The following is a 17,921-nucleotide window of genomic DNA, read 5'->3' on the forward strand; positions in this document are numbered from 1 at the left end:
CCCCCTGTCGGTCACCTGCAGTAGCCCGGTCTGTTCTCTGGAGATCATTCCAGCAAGCTCTATCGTGACGAGCTCATCTTTGAGAATGGGCACACTGACACCGTATCGCTTTGAGGCACTGGTGTAGTTATCGAGCTGATGGTCATCAGCAACATTCAGCAAAACCCATATGGGGCATCCCATGCGACCAGAACTCAGGAAACTAATGACGTCACGTGCTGTGAGTCCGCCGAGAACTACCCTCAGCAAAAGGTCTTGAGAGATCCTCTCCTTTAGGGAGTTGTGAACAACTTCACGAGATTTATCATCATCTGCGTCGAAATCTCTCGGGACCCAAAATATCCTAAGCTTGGACAGGTTATCGCGTAGTTGAGTGCCTCTATAATCATTTATCACTTCATCAACGCGAGCACGGGTGGCTACCGAATCGCGAACAATATATACCGCCGCCGCTTCTTGATCTATCATCATGGTTCGCAAATCTTTGTCTACCCGTCACGATCATGCTTCCACAGCGTCTGACCGACGACGGCGCGTGTCCAATTTCTTACCAAATCACACGAGAAATCGAAGCGCCGACGCGCCGTTTCTCGGCAGGAGAAGAGTTCAGATTCTGCCGAATTCTCTATAATTCGAAGTGCCGACTCGGAAAGGAAGGAATGCTCAGCAGCTTCCGCCACAATGTCCCTCTATCGCATCTGGTCGCGTTGCCGGTAGCGACCGTGGCAGTCGGGACCGACAAGTACAGGTGGCGGCAGGAGGCAAAGCTCTTGGCGATGCCGTATCCAGATGACGGCACAGGCGAACTCAGCCTGCTCGCCCTGCGAGACCATCGTGCATAGCCACACGGGCGAACTGAGTGCTCAGTGAGCACTCAGGGCTGGTAGCCTGGTCGGCATGGAACGACAGCGACCTGACAGACTCCCTCAAACTGAAGCCGCCCGACTCGCTGGGGTCTCCCTTGCGACATGGCGGCGTTTTGAGCAGGACCCGGAAAGCGTCAGCGCCCAGAGCCGCAACAAATGCCAGAGGGCCCTGGAGCAGATGCCCGGCAGTCGCGGGCTAGACGCTCGCATGGGCCTGGAACTTGCCCGGCTGGCTGAAACGTTTGTCGAGCGTTGGGGCGCCAGCCACTTCATGACACCAAGGCAAGCTGCACTAATGTCTACCGCTCTCGCACTGTGGGACGACCAGCGATTCATTTTCGACGAGCTCAGCGAAAACGACCCATTCGACACGTTCGCGCCAACGGTCATGATGCATGTGCACGACAACAAGCCGTGGGCAACCGCCGTATACGACCGCTGCAACGCTTTGCACGACATGCTGACCCAAGGGACCAACCCGCTGTATGTGCCTCACAGTTTTGCCGACGAAGTCTTGATGGTCGCAGCCTGCCGTGCGGCCGCTGGTTTGGAAGGACTTCACGAGGACGGAGACACGTGGTTACCTGAGGCTCGTTTGCGAGACGGCGGTGACGAAGAGGAGGACGAGGCGGAAGAAGACCCCGAGCTGGCACGGGCAGCTGATGACGAGTACGGATGGGAATGCCTGGAAGAGAACATCTTTGAGATCGCGAAGCACGATGACGAGGTGGAAGCCGTTTTCGGCGACGAGCTTTTGTTTGGAGGCGCCCCTCGCCACCCCTTCAAGTGGTTTGTCACCGAGGACCTGTGGTTCGGGCGTCCAGATCCGGCAGATACCGCAGCAGGCGAGGCGCCAAATACTACGGGGGCCGGTAGTCCGAAGTGAGACTACGAGCCACTTCCCTTGACTGTCTTCGGTTGATCGTTCACCGCATCACTACCGGGTGCGAAAGTTCTTGCACGGCAAGGGTAAGAGAGATCTTGTCCGACCATCTCGGATGTCGAGAACTGCCCGGCGGGTCACGGTATGTCGTTGCATACGAGGCGCTTTCAGATCCACGCGTAGGATTTCGTCGATGAACGGCTTGTACGGATCCAATCGGGATCCGCGCCGTGGATACTTCTTCCTCGGCTGCGGCCAGTCGGGCAGAGGGGAATGTGTCGAAACGACATCGAAACACCGGATCCTTTGACACAATGCAACAGTCTCGACATCTTCGGTGCATGACGATGAGTCGTGCGCGGCGGCCGAGCAGACCGGCCACCCGCGCCGCCGAGCTGCACGAGCTCGATGTCGAATACAAGGAACTGCTCATCGAGAGCCGCCGCCGCGCAGCCGGTAGCGGCCGGTGCATCGGGTGCGGGTTTCGGGCGCCCAGTGGTACCGGAGGTATAGATGAGCGTGGCCAGCGAGTCCGGCCGCAGCGCGGTGGTGCGCTCCTCGACCGCGTGCGGATGCTCGGCAAGGTAGGCACGTCCGAGTTCGCGCAGCCGATCCAATCCAATTACCCAGGATTCGTCTGGCCCTAGGACGCCGGTCCAGCGTGGTGAGGGCGTCGCCCGCACCTGCGAACCCTCGCCGGGGTGCGGGCAGGCCCCAAACCAGCACAGACCGAGGTGAAATCCCGTGCATCCCCGCACTATCAGGACTTGGACGTTGCGGTGCGCCGCCGCGCCGGCACTGACGCATCGCCGATCGTGGTGTTCGGGCTTCGCCCGGACGCAGGGGCGCGGTCAGCTGGCTGACCCTACACGCTTGCATCAGCTACGTCGTTCCCGGCTAACGCACCCCGCGAACCTTCCTGCAAAGAAAGAACTTTCGATGTAACCGGGCCAGGGAAGTCCAGTCCTGCCAGCATGCGAATCACTGGCGGCCCGATGTGCGGCCAGTCGAATCCGGCAGTTACTTCGCGAATGGCGGCCTCCGTGCCTGTTGTCCATCTCGCCGCGGATGTCGCGAACACGAGTTCTTCCGCTTCGAGCCACACCGCAGCCTGGCACTTCTTCCGGATCTCCTCTGCGCGTTCGTTTTTGCTCTTTCCACTCAGTTGAGCGGCACTTTTGGCTTCACCGATGACTAGGACACCGTCACGGTAGGCGATCAGATCCAACTCCACTTTCGCCTTACTGTCGCGTACCAACTCGATTTCGGCGAGGTCCTGGTAGGCCGACTGCGCGCTACCTGTGCGGGCGAGATGGGCAGCGAGGGCGATGGGAACTTCGCCGTGGTCGTCGAGCAGTTGCCTTCCGACAGGATGCAGATCGTAGAACCAGCCTGGTTCCTGCCGTGGCAGGTTCCAGGCCGGTTGATCGAGGTCGTTTCCGAAGTCGCACCGTTCACACGTCCACCGCTGCCCGATCCGGTCGATCGGCTGGAATTGGACCTCGGTACAGACACTGCACCTGAGCACGAGCCCGCGGCGGATGACCCCCGCTCGCAATGCTTTGTCCAGATCTTGTCGCGCCCGGTCCTCGCTGGTCGCCGGGGACGATGCGGTGAAACCGGAGAAATTGAGGACGCCGTAGTGGGCTCTGATCCGCACCCCTTCCTCCTGCGGGTAGCAGTCCTTCGAGCTCTTGCCTTGGGCATCCATCTTGCGTAGCGCCGGCAGCAGCGGGCCGGCGAACAGATCCATGACCGCGTCTCGATCTGCGAACATCCGCGCCAGTTGGGCAGTCTTGTGCCCCGCCGAGCTCAGTCGGCTGGTGAGGTCGTGCTGCGCCAGCTTCGCGTCCACCCAATCGGCGAGGCTGAGATCACGAAGTTTTGGTCTCGGCAGCGCGTTGACCGCCGGGATTCCGCTGTGGACGAGGTCGTAACGCTTCGACGGGTACGACGCTCCGTATCGGCTGCTGCGGGCCAGCGTCACCGGTAATCCGCTCGACGGTGTCAGCAACTCGCGGCTGGTCAGCCCGCCACCGAGTACCGATCGATCATCCGGCCACGTGATATCGACATGCCACGTGAGATCGGGGTGCCTGGCAAGCAGCTGATCTTGCAGCAGCGGCGGCGGCAGCGGTGTCAGCATCGTCCTCGTCCCTGAGGCGTCGACTTCCGTCGGGACGTTGAGCGGGTCGTCGAATTGCTCGCGAATCCCGAGATACACGGTATTGCGACGCGGCCAGACCAGCTCCTCGGCCAACACCGCCCGACCGATCTCGTCGGCACCCTCGACTGGATACTGGCCGACCGCCGCCCGGAAGCGCGCCAGCACCCGGGAAAGGTCCTCGGCTGACAGTGACGCGGACGTGACTGTGACCGTTTCCGGGCCGGAGCGGGTCTTGCGGAAGATCTTGACCAGGCCCGTCACCACGCCCGCTGGTAGGTCGTCTCGGTCGGCGCCAAGTGCGCTCGGCAACCAGACGCCATGCACGTAGGTGTGCTGCCACAGACGCGCCAGCGCGAAGTCCTCGGCCGCGTCACCCACCACCACCAGTACCGTCTGCGACGAGTCGCGCGTCTCGACGACACCGGCCAAACCGGATGTGGTGTAGTCCCATGCGCGACCGATATCAGAAAGGCTGGCGCCGTCGAGTGGAAGCCGGGCCAGGGATTCGGGAGGCAGCGGACCGGAGCCCATCAACCAGTGGGTCAGCCGGCGCAGCATGTCCTCATCGACGTCGGGCTCGACTGCCGCCGGATTCGGTGCGTCGACAAGCCCCGCGTGGGACGCGACAGCAACCCCCAGCAGGCCGCCCCAATTCGGCGGACACTGCGCACAATTCACAACAGCCAGACCGGGCATGCGGTTCACGTCGGGGAAATCCTCAGGCCGTTGCCCGAACTGCCGGACATCCTCGTGGCTCTCGTTTGCATTGGCGTACTTGTACGGCGAGCACACCGCAGCGATCTGATCCCTAGCCTCTTGATCACTGTCGGTATGTGTCTCCCAGATGTTGTCTCCCGCCAACGCATCCCAGCGGGCCCGGCCAGTCAGCGGCGACCCATCCACGGTCACCTGCAGATACCCCGGCAGGAAATATTCGAAGTCGACCAGCTCCCGTCGGAACGTCACAACATAATCCGGATCGTAGGTCCGGCAGGCCCGCAGCAACGCAGGCGCAACTTTCCCGTCCTGGTGTGGCACCAGGACGAATCCCGCCCCTCCCCACGTCCTGCTCGCCAGGTACAGAGCCCGTCGAGCCCAGTACGACCAATTCTCCCCGCCGTCGAAAACGATCACGACGCGCGCGCAGCGTAGCCCCCGCCGCACCGTGGAATAGGCGACGGCTGTCCCAGAACCCATTCGGTCACCTAACCACACGGCAACAATCGAGTAACGGGCATGCCGACCGTTACACGACACCGCAGCGGCCGACGCCGCGAGTGCTGAGCATAGACAAGTCGCGCGACGCCGCCGAAACCGTTACGGCACAGTCATGATCGGCATCCTGCCTTTGCTAGAGATCCGACCTGAACTCTGGCGAGGGTTGTGGCGTAAGCGGATCCGGCGGTTCAGGTCTGGGTTCTGGCACGATACTCTGCGCCGGGAACGTCGGCGATACAACGCTGACAACACCTACAGCACCGGTTAAGCGCGGACTTCGCGTACGGGGAGGGTTGGCGGTGGGTATACCACTACCTGAGCAGCGCAAACTGTTTCAACGGTCCGGCAACATGTGCGCCTTTCCAGGCTGCCGCGTGGCCCTGACCGCCGAAGCTACACCAGTGGATCCGCTGGTGGTGCTCGGTGAGATCGCGCATATCGTCGCCGCCAGTGTCCGGGGACCACGAGGTGACTCGCCGTTGACCCGCGCCGACCGTGACCGCTACGAAAACCTGATCCTGTTGTGCAATCAACACCATCAGCTTATCGATTCCCAACCCAACAGCTGGAGTGTGGACGAACTTCACAACATCAAAGCCACGCACGAGAACTGGGTAGCCCATCGCCTCGGTAGTGTCGACGGTCCGGCAGAAGCGCAGCACCAGGATCCGACGCCAATACCCGACAACCTACTGCCGCGCACGAACGAACACTCTGCCGTCGCTCTGATCACCAACTGCGACAGTAAGATTCAATCAGAACAGTCGAAGTCTTTGCTGGCACCCAGGATCGAGACCATGGTGGAGACACTCGCCGACCACGGGTTGCCCACCGTCGCGTCATTGGATCCCTACAGCCTCGGTGCCACGCCATCCCGGTTCGGCAACCACGACGACTATGGTCTCCGCGATCCCTACGTGCCGAGGACCTACAACACCGTCGACGCCCGCGTGGCCCGTGCGCTGCGCGATCCGCGTATGATGATCGTGACCGGGCCTTCGAAGGCCGGGAAGACCCGGACCGCATTTGAGGCCATCCGCACTGGGTGCCCCACCTCGGCCCTGGTCGCGCCCGCTCCGAGCATGCTCCACATCCTCGTGCGGCACTCGCGGATCTCGGCAACTAGCGATGCGATAGTAGTCTGGCTCGACGATTTGGACCGGTTCTTGACCCATACCAATGCACTCACCCCGGCCCTCCTTGCACAACTGTTCGCACGCGACGGCCCGACGACGGTGATAGCAACCCTACGCTCGGAGGCCCGTGATCGTCTACGTGGCAACCTCGGCGAATTCCACCGCAACACGCGTCTTCTGCTGGAACGGGCCGTGATGATAGATCTCGCCGCAACCAGCGACGATCCCGCAGAACAAGACGCCGCGGCGCAGATCTATCCCGATCACGACTTCAGCGTGTACGGGCTCGGTGAGCTCCTCGCCGGAGCCCCGGAGATGCTGGCACGGTACGACGATTCCCGCCATACCGATCCTCTGCAGCACGCGGTGATCGACACCGTGATCGACTGGGCCCGCGTAGGCCGCAGAGACCCGATCCCTCAGCCGATGTTGATCGATCTTGCCGCTCAGGCAATCCGTTCGACACGGCCTGATATCGAGTTCACCCATGAGTGCGTGCACCGTGCACTCGTCGCGGCGCGCAAGCCACCTACCGGCGCCGGCCGGGTCGCTGCACTGATTTCCAGCCACATCGACGACCGTACGCGAGGATACCGACCCTTCGATTATCTACTGGCTGCCGCCGACGGCCAGCGACGTGCTCCACGACCTATTCCGGATACGTTCTGGCAGAAGGTGATTGCGCAGACGGCATACGAAGTCCTGCTCACGATCGGATTCACTGCCCTGGAGCGGAAAAACTGGCAGGTGGCCTTCCCGATCATCGAACAGGCCGCTTCGGACGGTGAACCCGAAGCGATGTACGCGTGGGGCGTACTGCTACTGCTCGGAAACCAACTCGACCTCGCCGAGTCGTGGCTGCGTGAGAGCATCACCGCCTGCACCACTCACGCCAGGGCGATGTTTCACCTCGGGGTTGTTCTTGATCGACGTGGTAACCGGCCAGAGGCCGAGAGCTGGTACCGAAATGCCGCCGAACTCGGATATGCGGAGGCGATGTGCCGGTTAGCGATTCGCCTCAACGGGCGCAGCCAGAACACCGAGGCCGAAGCCTGGTATCTCAAGGCAGCGCGGGCAGGCGATTCGGTCGCCATGTTCAACCTCGGGGCAGGCTGCCTGCAGCGCGGTGAAACTTCCGCCGCCGACGCGTGGTTCCTTGAGGCCGCGGAGGCCGGTCAGCCGCGCGCGATGTCCAACGTCGCTATCGCACTGGAGAAACGCGGCGACATCATCGAGGCCGAGCGCTGGTACCAAAAGGCCGTCGCCGCAGACGATCTCCCCGCCATGAACAACCTTGCCCTGATCCTCGCACGCCGCGGCGAACTCGACACTGCCGAAATCCTGTTCCGCCGAGCATCCGACGCTGGCCATCCCTCTGCCATGATCAACCTCGCCCAGATGCTGGCTGGTCGTGGTGAACTGGCCGAATCAGAAACACTGCTACGTCGTGCAGCCGAAACCGGGAACCTCGTGGCGAATAGAAATCTGGCACACCACCTCGCAGAGCGAGGTCACCATGACGAAGCAGCCACCTGGCTCGACCGGGCCAACGTCGACAAACCGGTAATCGCTGGCCCCGTGTCGAATTAGAGCACAAACATCGAGCGCAGCACTCGGCAACTCGGGCGCAACCTCTACATCCAGCAGACCGGCCTGATCATCTGGACTCCGGACCGCACCGAGGACGACGCCACCGCGATGCTGGAGACACTGGCCGTCGACATCGCGACCACCCTCGGCGCTCCACGTCCGCTGACGCTGCCCGCCGGCGGCCGGATGCTCTGGGCCTGGCTGGCCACACCGGAAGTGCCCGACCTCCGGAAGATCGCTCACCTGAAGGCATTTCAGCAGCGTCAACCGATCGTTCAGTTGGCCGCCGGGGTCCCCGCGACCGGAGTGGAACGATTCCGCGTCAGCCACCAGGAGGCCCTGCGGGCCTACCGGATCGCCGCGGAGACCGAGCCCGCGCCGGTCACCCTGTACCGCGATGTCGAACTCGTCAGCTGTCTGGCCGCCGACATCGCCGCGCTGTCGCGGTTGGTGCGCCGCGAACTGGGCGGGCTCGCGGAGCGGGGCGCGGCCGGCGCGCGACTGCGCGAAACCGCCCTGGTCTACCTAGAACAAGGCAGCATGGCCAAGGCCGCCGAATCACTGAGCGTGCACAAGAACACGGTGCTCTATCGAATGCAGCAGGTCGAGGAATTACTGCCACAGCCGCTCGACGAACACAAGATAGCCTTGGAGGTGGCTCTCCGGGTGGTGGCCACCCTCGGTGAACGGGTGTTCCCGGAGTGAACACCGACCGGCTTCGGCACGAAAAACCGGCAGCCGTCGATAGAAAGCCAGGCGGTGAACGCTTCTCAGTCGGAGGCGGGCGCCCCGGTAACCCGGTCGGCAATCCAGCCCGCCGCGGTTGCCACCTCTGAGGCTGAGGACGGAACCTATGTCGGCACCGATCACCGCACCGGTGACAGGCTCTGGTCGTCAGCCGGGTCGACCTGGCTTTCAGCTGGAACTCTCGACTTCGCGCGACATCGGAGGTCTACGCCGTCGATGACGCGGCGCCGAAGTTCGTGCGGGACTTCGTTCGAGCCCAGGAAAAGGTGGTGAGCCTGGACCGGTTCGATTTGCGACGCTGGTCTCGCGACCACCGCACCCTGACCGTTACTGCCGTCCGGCCCGGGTTGGGGGCGCACGAGAGATAACGATGTCGCTTCATATCTTCAAGTGGCGCACCGGCTACTGGGCGTCCCGCCGAGGGTACGAACCTGCGGCAACCGGACCAGCGCCGTCACGCCACCGCTATTTGCCGATGACCAGCAGTTTTCGGTGTCGTAGGAGGTTGGCGTACTGGTCGATACCCCCTCCGGACACAGACAGTACGCCAACCTGTGGCCGTGGGTTCGTCTCGGCCGTAACTGCGTGGTCGTCGTGGTTGTAGGTGAGTTTCAGTCCCAGTTCTCGGTATACCTCCAGCTTGTCGCCGGGGTCGGCAGCCCGCAGGATCGCCAGGATTCCACCGAGTGCCTCCACCAGTTGACGGATTTCGTCGCGGCTCATTCGTTGAGCGAGTACGGCGTGATTCGTCGCGGCGGTAAGTTGAGCGGCCAGGACCGTCCGTTCGCGGTGTACGTCGCTGCTCCACGCGGCGACCATCGCGGGGTCTGCACCGGCCTCTAGAGCGGCGCGATGTCTGGCGAGTTTGCGGTCGCATTCGGCGATCGCTCGGCGTAGTGGGTCCGATGTCGCTGTCGCATCGGGTTGAGCAGTCTCCAACTGAGTCAGTGTGTACTCGACCCTTTCGGGTTCGAAAACCTCTGCGAGCCAGTTGTCGATGGGGTCGATGAGCATGTCTTCTTTCAAGAAGACGTTGGTGGGGTGTTCGAGACTGTTGGCGATGGCGTATTCCTGTGGATAGCGGCACCGGTAGAAGGCCGCGCCGTGGAACCAGTTGCCCTGCATCTTGCGTCCGCAGGCGTCGTGTGTCACGAGGCCCTTGAACGCATACGGGTGAGTGCGACGGACTACCGCCCGGGGTGACCGTGGGCTCCGCGACGCGAATCGAGCCTGCACCTGCTCGAAGGTGTCTTTCGTGATGATCACGTCATGCACCGGCTGATCGGAAGACGGTAACCGTAGGGCGGTCGACCGCCGAGATAGCCGTCATCGCCGCCCGGACTCGGATCTTGATCCGACTGCGCTCCCCCTGGGATCGAGTCGGAGGGTCGGCCTCGGCTCGCGTCGTGCATTCGGGAGGATTCCAGTCGCGCGAGCCGGTGGCGTAGCCGGGTGGCGGCGGTGACCGGATCGACGGGATCGATGTGCACGGCAACCTCGACCCGACCGGGATGCGACAACAGCGGCGCGAACCATCCGGCGGTGACTTCTCGCGGATATCCGGTGACCGCGAGAGTCGCCGCCCAATCGGACCCGATCTCGAGGTGGCGAGTGCCGATCGTCAGCGCCTGCGGCGCGAACCCGGTGTCGAGCGCAAACGGGTCGGCGCGGCCAGAGCCGGTGTCGGTGTCGGTGTGCCAGATGATGTTGGGACACACCGAGTTCGGCCAGAGTCCTGGTCAGCTCGGGCCAACGTTGGTGGTTGGTGGCGTCGATGACCGAGATCACGGTGATGTTGTCGGTGACCGTCAGTAGCTCTCGAATGCCGCGCAGGGTGCGAGCGTAGGTGCCGGGGCCGCGATTGGTCTCGTGCACGTCGCCGATTCCGTCGAGGCTCACACAGATCCGTGACAGGTTCGCGAACTCGATCGCTCGCAGGATCCTGCGACTGGGAGCCAACGCGTTGGTGATCAGCTGCAAGCTCGTAAAGGTAAATCGGTGCGAGTTCTCCAGCGCTGCAACAAGTCCGGGCCATAGCGTCGGCTCGCCACCGGTGACGGTCACATCGAAGGTTCGCAGTTGTTCAGCTGCGTCGAACACTTCGGGAATCATGTCCGTCTTTAGCGTCGGGCCACGATAGTCAGGACCGGACGAAGAGTGGCAGTACCAGCATGTGAGCTGGCACCGTCGGGTCGTGTCGAGCAGAATCCGGGTCGGGTTGGATGGATTTGTCAGGTCCATGCCAAGGCCCCTGTCGGGCGTTGGAGGGATGATTGAAGCCCCAATGCAGCGCGAATTGTTCTGCCTCGGTTAATGATTCAGGTGAGAAGGCGACATCGAACCACTGGCCGGTCACCCGATCGAAGCGCAGCTCACCGGCGCGTAGAAAGGCACGTACCGCGTCCATCGCCTCGCGTTCACCACGCCGGTTCTGGCGCACACGCCCCACCGACTCGAACAGCGCCGTCGATTCGAACAACATGAGCCCAGCGCACACCAGGTTCGTCGTCGGTTCGGTCGGCTTGTCCACGATCGCGGTCACGCGTCCGCCGGTGAGGGTGGCGGTGCTGAAATGCTGCGGATTCGGGGAGTGCGCGATCGTGATCATGCATGGTGGGGGTCGGCCAGGAACCGGTGCACGGTGGGTTCTGGAATCACCTCGAACACAAGGTCGCGACATACGGCTCATCGACGGTCGCGGCGCAGCGTTGGAGCGCATCGGCGGTCCCCAGCGGATGTGGTTGCACGATGAAGGTGACGTCGTAATCCGGTGCGGTGCGGGCGAATAGACGCTCGGGCGGCTGCCGAATCGTGGGGTGAATCCGCACAATCCCAGTACCAGCGACCCGCGAGTCGATTTCGTTGCGGCGATCACAGCGACCCCACAGCCGCTGAGGAGCCTGGTACGAAGGCGCATTACAGGCGCGGGCTGTCGATTCGACGTCGAGAATCCGGAGTACCGGCGAGCGCCTCCGGAACCGAGCGTTGAACAGGACATCATGCGTATCCGCTTTCCGGTCCGAGCTCGACCGGGCATTGAACCGGCCGGTGATCAGTTGGAAGACCATCGAACCCAGCCACTACTGCGCCGTATCTCGGACCTCGCACAGCGTAGCGGTGCGAGGACCTGCAGCGTTGCGGCCAGCCCCGATTCCGCGGTAGTCGAATAGCAACCGAAATGGCGGCCGAGGTGGCCGCGCGGACAACCCCGCGGCAATCTGGCTCCCCAGCAGTCCACCCCGCTCGGTCGCGGTCAGCAATCGATCGATCAACAGCATGTCCTGTCCCCGCCGCGCAGGCGTGAACCGGATTGTGATGAGCGCCGGCTCAGCCGACCCGACCGAGCAGAGCGACGAGCTGTCCCAGTTCGCCGAACAGTGCCTCACCGCCCACCGATGAGACCGGCGGGCCGACGCAGCCGCGACAGGTCGCGACGGTGTCGGCCCACAGGGGTAGCGCGGCGGCATGCCCGCGGGTCCGAGTCAGTACCGGCGTTCGGCACGGCCGAAGGTCGTCACGGGCACCCCGGGCGCTCTGACCCGGGGCCGGTTCGGATCGCGATGTCCGTACTTCTTCGTCAACGACTGCTCGCGTTCTTCCCCGCACCACGTCAGGTCGAACCGAAACCCGCGGCTAGAACGTGTAGTCGAGTATCGAGCGGACGAGGGCGTCGCGGTCCTCGAGCATCGCCATATGCCCGACTCCGCGAAGGTATTGCAGCTCGGCACCCGGCACCGCCTCGTACTGGCGCGCGGCGGCCGGGTCCCACCGCGGGTCGGAATCCCCGAAGATCACGAGGAGGGGCTTCCCGGCGGCAATGAGGCGCTCGGGCACAGTCCCCGCGGCGATGTAGTCCATGTTGGCGGCGAGAATCGCGCGGAACGCGCGGTAGGTCGTCTTTCGCAGATCGGCTACAGCTGTGTCAGGCACCGTGATCGGGGCCGCCGCAGTCGCTGCCAGTCCGCGCCGGATCATCGAGTCGGTACGAATCGCCCACACGAGCGGACCGAAGGGCGGCGAGGCGAGCGCCTTGATGATTGCCGGCTCGGGCAAGAGCGCTGCGTGGCTCGGCCCGGTACTGACCAGGACCAGCTCGCCGACCAGGTCCGGGCGACGCTCCACGAGGGCGGTAGCGACGTATCCCCCGCTGGAGTGACCGACCACCTTCAGATTCCGGAACCCGAGCTCGTCCAATAGTGCCGCTGTCCGGTCCGCCTGCTGGGGAACGGCGTACGTGGACGCCGGCTCGGATCGGCCGCATCCCGGAAGGTCGATCGTGATCACCCGATACGTCGTGGCGAGCGACGGCACCACCGGTGCCCACGTCGAACCGGTTGCGCCTGAACCGTGGATGAGCAACAAGGGCGGTGCTGCCGGGTCCCCGTCGATGACAACGTGCAACCCGTGGACTGTCGCGTCGGTACGTGTCCGGCCGGGGCTCGATTCGCTCATACCGACAGCTTCGTCGAAAACTCGTCGCACCATCTTGTACGAATGTCACGTTGCCGCGATCTGGCTAGCCTGGGATGTATGACCGCTAGTGGCCTACTGGACTGGAGCCGGGTCGAGGTCGCCGTCCCGGCCGGTCTCCCGACTCCGGGAGTCAGGATGGCGGGTTTCCGTTACTACGACATCGGCCCCGTGGACCTCACGATGATCCCGCATCCCTCGGTCACGCTCCTGCTGGATCTCACCGAACGCGGAGTCGCCTACAACGGTCCCGGAGGCCCGGTCGCGGGGAACGCGATCATCGGCCTCCGTGCCGGCGCCTTACGCATGACCAGCGCGGGGGTCGGCGAAGTTTTGCAGATCCGCCTGTCCCCCGTCGTCGCCGCGGCGATTCTCCGAGACACCGAGATAATCGGCGGTACCGTGACATCGTTGCCGCACCTGTGGGGCAGCAGCGCTGCCATCTTGACCGAGCGGCTCCGTTCGACACCGTCGTGGGACGACCGCTTCGCCCTCACAGGCGCGTTCCTTCGAAGCCGGGCGCCCGGCAAATTCGCTGTAGCACCCGAATTCGTATACGCCTGGGACCAGACTGTCCGGACCAGAGGGCAGCTCCGAATCGAGACAATCGCCACCGAGACCGGCTGGACCCGCCAGCGACTCTGGTCCCACTTCCGGACCCGGATCGGAGTCTCACCCAAGCGTGTGTCCGAACTCGTCCGCTTCGACCATGCCGCCCATCTTCTGGCGGCAGGTCGCTCGCCCGCAGATGCCGCGGTCGAGGCAGGCTATGTCGACCAATCCCATCTTCATCGTCGCACCAAAGCGATCACCGATATGACCCTGCCCCTCATCGCGAGCGCACCGTGGCTCGCGATCGACGAAACTGCGTGGCCGACGAGCTGATCCCGCAGCCGACCGTACAACGACCGCCTGCCCGACGGGCACATGAGACCGAGGTGACTCGCGAGGCCGGCGTGCGGCCCGCGTCGGTCAGACCGCGCTTCGTGTCGGCGACGTCCCGAGTGCGCGTATGGCCTCCGCGGTCGCCCACTGAGCTTCCGCCTGCGCGAGGGCAGCATGTGCCTGCGCCTGAGCGATCACGTTCCGCCGCTCCGCGCCGCTGACCGCGTCGCTGGCGGTAAGGCCACTGAGCAGTGTCTCGGCGCGCTGCTTGTGAGTGGTGTAGTCATCCATCGCTCAATTCTCGCACCCCTGGAACGGGCGGATTCCTGGACGGCTGCGGCAGGTAGATCGGATGCAGCTCTCGTCTCGCCGCCGACACACAGGCGCGCAGGCTGCGGAGCTCCAGCCGCTACATGCCTATGCGGCGGCGCGCAGCGCCTCTTGCTCGAGTTGCTGACCGGCGACGCTGCCGCCCGGAGCCGCCGCACTCCGGCCGCCGATACCTCAACCCTGATGGCCCGCCACCTGGACGGCGCGACGCGGGCCCGGCGAATCCCGGTCGCCGCCCACCCGGCCTGGATTTGTTCGAGACCGAGCGAGCCGACCGGACGCCGGTGCCGATCGCGTGGATCCGGCCCGGCGACGCTGCCGATCAGGACGACACGCCGACCGAATTCACGTGGGAATGGCCATGCCCCAGCGCACACGCCGTCGATATCTCCGGCACCGAGGTACCCGCCCGTCTCGACACCGGCACACTCGAAATCCCTCTCTCGACGACACCGATTTTCATCGACAGCGTCACCTCGCACCACAGCCACGGCGGGGACGACTGATCGATCCGGCGCGGGGTGGTCGAAATATCAAGGGGAGGGCGCTGTTCCGAGATCGAAGCGGATACCCGCGCGCAGCATATCCGTGGCCGATAGTCCGATCATGTCGCGAAAGGTTTCGCTGAAATGCGACGGGGTGGCGAAACCGGCGTCGATGGCCGCGCGAGTGAGGTCGTGGCCGGCCACGGCGTTGCGAACGGTACGGATGATGCGGCTCCACCGTTGATAGCCACGGAAGGTAGTGCCGTACTGCTGGGTGAACAGTCGCAGGAAATGTGTGGTGGACAGGCCCATATTCGCGGCGATCTGATCGGCGCGGAAGGTCCGGTCCGGATGGTCGCGGATGGTGGTGGCGACCTCTTCGATGCGCGGATCGGTTACTGGCGCGGGCCCGGCGACGGCGCAGGCGTAGATGCGATCTGGGTCCACGCGCTCGGCTGAGCACAACTCGACCAGTTCTCGTTCCCGTCGATGGTCGAGTCCGAAAAGTCCTGCGGAAGAAGTCATCTCGTCGGCAATGGCGGTGGCGGGCGCGCCCGCGGGTTCGACGAACAGCGCCAGAATCCAGCCCTTGGTGGCGACTAGGCGCTGTGTCGTGCGAGCGGGGGCGAAGAAACTGCCGGTGCGGATCCGGCCGTGCGCGCCGGTATGCACAAGGAGCGGGCCGTGCAGTCCGACGCCGAGCATGGCGACCGACGGGGAATGCGGTTCGACGCCGAGATCCGGCCCGACATAGCCGACATGGCCGGCCCGTACCCAGGCCACCGGCGTCCGCGCCGGACCGCAGATTTCCGAAAGCGGATCAGTGTCCACGACTGTCAGGGTATCGCTACGCCACCGAGAGCGTCGGAGGCGAGAAGCATTACCGGAAGCACGGAGATACTTGATGCGCAGCGATACCGCCGAGACGAAAGAGAAATCCCCACCCCCGAACGATCCCAAGCCGGCCCAGCATCCGACCGGATCATTACGCCCCTTCGCGAGTGGTTTCGCCGCCGTACTGATTTTTCAGGTCATCGGCGCTGTCGCCGGGCTGGCACCGCTGCTTGCCGTCGTCGAATTGGGCCGGACCCTGCTCTCCCCCACTCCGATCGACCATGGTCACGTCTGGATCGTCGTGCTCGCGGGCGCGGCCGGCCTGCTGGTCCGGCTGCTATTCACGGCCGCATCGGCAGTCATCGGTCATCTACTCGACGGGCGGGTGCAGCTGTCGCTGCGCCGGCAACTGGCCGCCGGGCTGGGACGGGTGCCGATCGGCTGGTTCTCCCGCCGCCGGACCGGCGAGCTGGCGCAGGTGGTGGGCAACGATGTGAGCGCCGTGCACCCGTTCATCGCGCACACCCCCGGCGAGCTCGTCTCCGCCTTCGTGGTACCGCTGGTTTCGCTGATCTATCTGTTCACCATCGACTGGCGGCTGACGCTCATCACGCTCATCCCGGTGGTCCTAGCGGTGGCGCTGGTACCAGCGATGATGACTCCGGCCCGGCTGCGCGAACAGGAAGAGTTCGATGCGGCCATGGGGCACGTCGCGAACTGCGTCGTCGAATACGTGCAGGGCATCGCGGTGGTCAAGGCATTCGGCGGTTCCGGGCAAGCCCACCGCGCATTCCGGACGGCCGTGGATGATTTCGTCGGGACCTTCTTCCGCTGGGTGGGCGGTCTCGCCCCGATCGCCGCGGGCATGCAACTCGTGCTGTCGCCGCCGTTCGTCCTGCTGGTCGTGCTGACCGGCGGTGCGGTGCTAATGGCGAACGGTTCGCTCGCACCGGCCGATCTCTTGCCGTTCCTGCTGCTGGGACTGGGCCTGACCGCCCCGGTGGCCGCCCTCGGCCACGGCTTCGATGAGATGCAGGCCGCGCGGCGCGCGGTCGGCCGGATTCGGGAAGTACTCGCCGTCACGCCGCTGCCGGAACCCGTGAATCCGGTCGCACCCCGGGGGCATCGGGTGGAACTGCGCGACGTTCGATTCGGCTACGACGCCGAGCATGAGGTGCTGCGCGGAATCGACCTGGTACTCGAACAGGGGACGGTCACCGCGCTCGTCGGACCGTCCGGAAGCGGCAAATCCACCCTGGTGCAGCTACTGCCACGCTTCTTCGATCCGACGCACGGGTCGGTCATGCTGGGTGGGACCGATCTGCGGGACATCGACAGCGATGCGCTGTACCGGAACGTCGCCTTCGTCTTCCAGGATGTTCGCCTGCTACGCGCGTCGGTCGCCGACAATATCGCGCTGGCGGTACCACGTGCCGACCGCGCCGATGTGGTGCGCGCCGCCCAGCTGGCGAACATCCACGATCGCATTCTCGAACTGCCCCACGGCTACGAGACCGTGCTCGGCACGCAGGCCCGGCTCTCCGGCGGTGAGGCCCAGCGCATCGCACTCGCCCGCGCACTACTCTCCGACGCGCCCATCCTGGTGCTCGACGAGGCGACGGCCTTCGCCGACCCGCAGACCGAACAGGCGGTGCGCCGAGCACTGTCGACGCTGGCAGGAGAGCGCACCATTCTGGTCATCGCCCATCGCCTGGAGACAGTCGCCGACGCCGACACCGTCGTGGTGCTGGAGGACGGGGCGATCGTCGAGCGTGGCCGGCCGGCCGAACTGTTGGCCCGCGGCGGCAGGTTCGCCGCTTTCTGGCAGGTCCATCAATCAGCGATCGCGGACGGGTCCGAAACCCCACAAGGAGATGAGTACCGATGATTCGAATGCTGCTGCGCGTACTCGGACCCGAATACGCCCCGCCGGTGCGCCGCACGGTTGCCCTCATGACAGCGACCGCCATTGTCGAAGGATTGTCCTACGGCCTGCTGGTTCCCATTCTGCGCGCCCTATTCGGGGACACTCCCGCGCAGGCCCGTCCCTGGCTGGTCGCCTTCGGTGTCGCGGTCGCGGTCTACGCGGTCCTGCGTTATCTCAGTGATCTGTCCGGCTTCCGAGTCGGAACCACCCTGCTGCGGGGAATATACTCCCGGATCGGTGAGCATCTGGGCCGTCTACCCCTCGGCTGGTACAGCGGCGGCCGTGTCGGCGAGATGTCGGTGCTGGCCAGTCGCGGCGTCCTGGAGGCCATGAGCGTTATCGCACATCTGCTGGCGCCGTTCCTCTCCGCCGCGGTGACCCCC

At 64.4% G+C, this 17,921-nt stretch carries 16 protein-coding genes and 2 pseudogenes; 7 read left to right on the forward strand and 11 right to left on the reverse strand.

Annotated features, from left to right (window positions below; translation table 11 throughout):
* Nucleotides 1–471, reverse strand: a 471-nt coding sequence (locus tag ON44_RS35150) for a hypothetical protein (RefSeq protein WP_040698692.1), incomplete at its 3' end; no start/stop codon positions are given.
* A gap of 426 nt (nucleotides 472–897) precedes the next feature.
* Between ON44_RS35150 and ON44_RS35160 the strand changes: the two genes are divergently transcribed.
* Complete coding sequence (locus ON44_RS35160; RefSeq protein WP_040698696.1) at nucleotides 898–1,752, forward strand: helix-turn-helix domain-containing protein; 855 nt, start codon at nucleotides 898–900, stop codon at nucleotides 1,750–1,752.
* 164 nt (nucleotides 1,753–1,916) lie between these two features.
* Here the strand turns inward: ON44_RS35160 and ON44_RS54210 are convergent, their stop codons facing one another.
* Entirely contained in the window at nucleotides 1,917–2,507 is a 591-nt protein-coding gene (locus ON44_RS54210) for an AMP-binding protein (RefSeq protein ID WP_373283254.1), read from the reverse strand.
* Nucleotides 2,508–2,614: 107 nt separating this feature from the next.
* Nucleotides 2,615–5,113 (reverse strand): hypothetical protein, encoded by a 2,499-nt coding sequence (locus ON44_RS35170; RefSeq protein WP_157187441.1) that lies wholly within the window; start codon nucleotides 5,111–5,113, stop codon nucleotides 2,615–2,617.
* 395 nt (nucleotides 5,114–5,508) lie between these two features.
* On the opposite strand from ON44_RS35170, the gene ON44_RS47280 reads away from it, so the two are divergent.
* Both ON44_RS47280 and ON44_RS35180 read left to right on the forward strand, forming a co-directional pair.
* Nucleotides 5,509–7,860, forward strand: a complete 2,352-nt coding sequence (locus tag ON44_RS47280; RefSeq protein WP_169338133.1) for a tetratricopeptide repeat protein — start codon at nucleotides 5,509–5,511, stop codon at nucleotides 7,858–7,860.
* 9 nt (nucleotides 7,861–7,869) lie between these two features.
* Nucleotides 7,870–8,565, forward strand: a complete 696-nt coding sequence (locus ON44_RS35180) for a PucR family transcriptional regulator (protein ID WP_281005327.1) — start codon at nucleotides 7,870–7,872, stop codon at nucleotides 8,563–8,565.
* Between the two features lie 507 nt (nucleotides 8,566–9,072).
* On the opposite strand, the gene ON44_RS35185 is transcribed toward ON44_RS35180, so the two are convergent.
* From ON44_RS35185 to ON44_RS35210, 6 genes and pseudogenes are all read right to left on the reverse strand, one after another.
* Nucleotides 9,073–9,873, reverse strand: coding sequence for a hypothetical protein (locus ON44_RS35185; RefSeq protein WP_051182777.1), 801 nt, complete (start codon nucleotides 9,871–9,873; stop codon nucleotides 9,073–9,075).
* The gene (locus ON44_RS53035) at nucleotides 9,870–10,325 is read right to left on the reverse strand and encodes a hypothetical protein (RefSeq protein ID WP_040698699.1); all 456 of its coding nucleotides are present in this window, start codon (nucleotides 10,323–10,325) and stop codon (nucleotides 9,870–9,872) included. The genes ON44_RS35185 and ON44_RS53035 overlap by 4 nt, the downstream gene beginning before the upstream one ends.
* A 118-nt stretch (nucleotides 10,326–10,443) precedes the next feature.
* A pseudogene (locus ON44_RS54215) lies at nucleotides 10,444–10,848 on the reverse strand (radical SAM protein); the annotation flags it as partial.
* Entirely contained in the window at nucleotides 10,748–11,326 is a 579-nt protein-coding gene (locus ON44_RS35195; RefSeq protein WP_373283256.1) for a sugar phosphate nucleotidyltransferase, read from the reverse strand. The gene ON44_RS35195 and the pseudogene ON44_RS54215, both read right to left, overlap by 101 nt.
* A complete protein-coding gene (locus tag ON44_RS50825; RefSeq protein ID WP_157187444.1) occupies nucleotides 11,262–11,435 on the reverse strand; it encodes a hypothetical protein in 174 nt (57 codons plus the stop codon). The genes ON44_RS35195 and ON44_RS50825 overlap by 65 nt, the downstream gene beginning before the upstream one ends.
* A gap of 805 nt (nucleotides 11,436–12,240) precedes the next feature.
* On the reverse strand, nucleotides 12,241–13,059 hold the full coding sequence (locus ON44_RS35210; RefSeq protein ID WP_051182778.1) for an alpha/beta fold hydrolase: 819 nt from the start codon (nucleotides 13,057–13,059) through the stop codon (nucleotides 12,241–12,243).
* Nucleotides 13,060–13,137: 78 nt separating this feature from the next.
* Between ON44_RS35210 and ON44_RS35215 the strand changes: the two genes are divergently transcribed.
* On the forward strand, nucleotides 13,138–13,962 hold the full coding sequence (locus ON44_RS35215) for an AraC family transcriptional regulator (RefSeq protein ID WP_040698706.1): 825 nt from the start codon (nucleotides 13,138–13,140) through the stop codon (nucleotides 13,960–13,962).
* An 87-nt stretch (nucleotides 13,963–14,049) separates the two neighbouring features.
* Here the strand turns inward: ON44_RS35215 and ON44_RS35220 are convergent, their stop codons facing one another.
* On the reverse strand, nucleotides 14,050–14,253 hold the full coding sequence (locus ON44_RS35220) for a hypothetical protein (RefSeq protein WP_040698707.1): 204 nt from the start codon (nucleotides 14,251–14,253) through the stop codon (nucleotides 14,050–14,052).
* Nucleotides 14,254–14,543: 290 nt separating this feature from the next.
* Between ON44_RS35220 and ON44_RS35225 the strand changes: the two genes are divergently transcribed.
* Nucleotides 14,544–14,798, forward strand: a complete 255-nt coding sequence (locus ON44_RS35225) for a hypothetical protein (RefSeq protein ID WP_040698708.1) — start codon at nucleotides 14,544–14,546, stop codon at nucleotides 14,796–14,798.
* Nucleotides 14,799–14,825: 27 nt separating this feature from the next.
* Here ON44_RS35225 and ON44_RS35230 read toward each other — a convergent pair whose 3' ends face one another.
* The gene (locus ON44_RS35230) at nucleotides 14,826–15,608 is read right to left on the reverse strand and encodes a helix-turn-helix domain-containing protein (protein WP_051182780.1); all 783 of its coding nucleotides are present in this window, start codon (nucleotides 15,606–15,608) and stop codon (nucleotides 14,826–14,828) included.
* Nucleotides 15,609–15,681: 73 nt separating this feature from the next.
* Between ON44_RS35230 and ON44_RS35235 the strand changes: the two genes are divergently transcribed.
* Nucleotides 15,682–17,499 carry an ABC transporter ATP-binding protein gene (locus ON44_RS35235; RefSeq protein WP_040698710.1) on the forward strand — a complete coding sequence of 606 codons (1,818 nt, stop codon included), beginning with the start codon at nucleotides 15,682–15,684 and terminating at the stop codon, nucleotides 17,497–17,499.
* Nucleotides 17,496–17,921 (forward strand): annotated as a pseudogene (locus ON44_RS35240) (ABC transporter ATP-binding protein); the annotation flags it as partial. The gene ON44_RS35235 and the pseudogene ON44_RS35240, both read left to right, overlap by 4 nt.

Origin of the sequence: Nocardia vinacea NBRC 16497 (genome assembly GCF_000308835.1) — a bacterium.
GTDB classification, from domain to species: Bacteria; Actinomycetota; Actinomycetes; order Mycobacteriales; family Mycobacteriaceae; genus Nocardia; species Nocardia vinacea.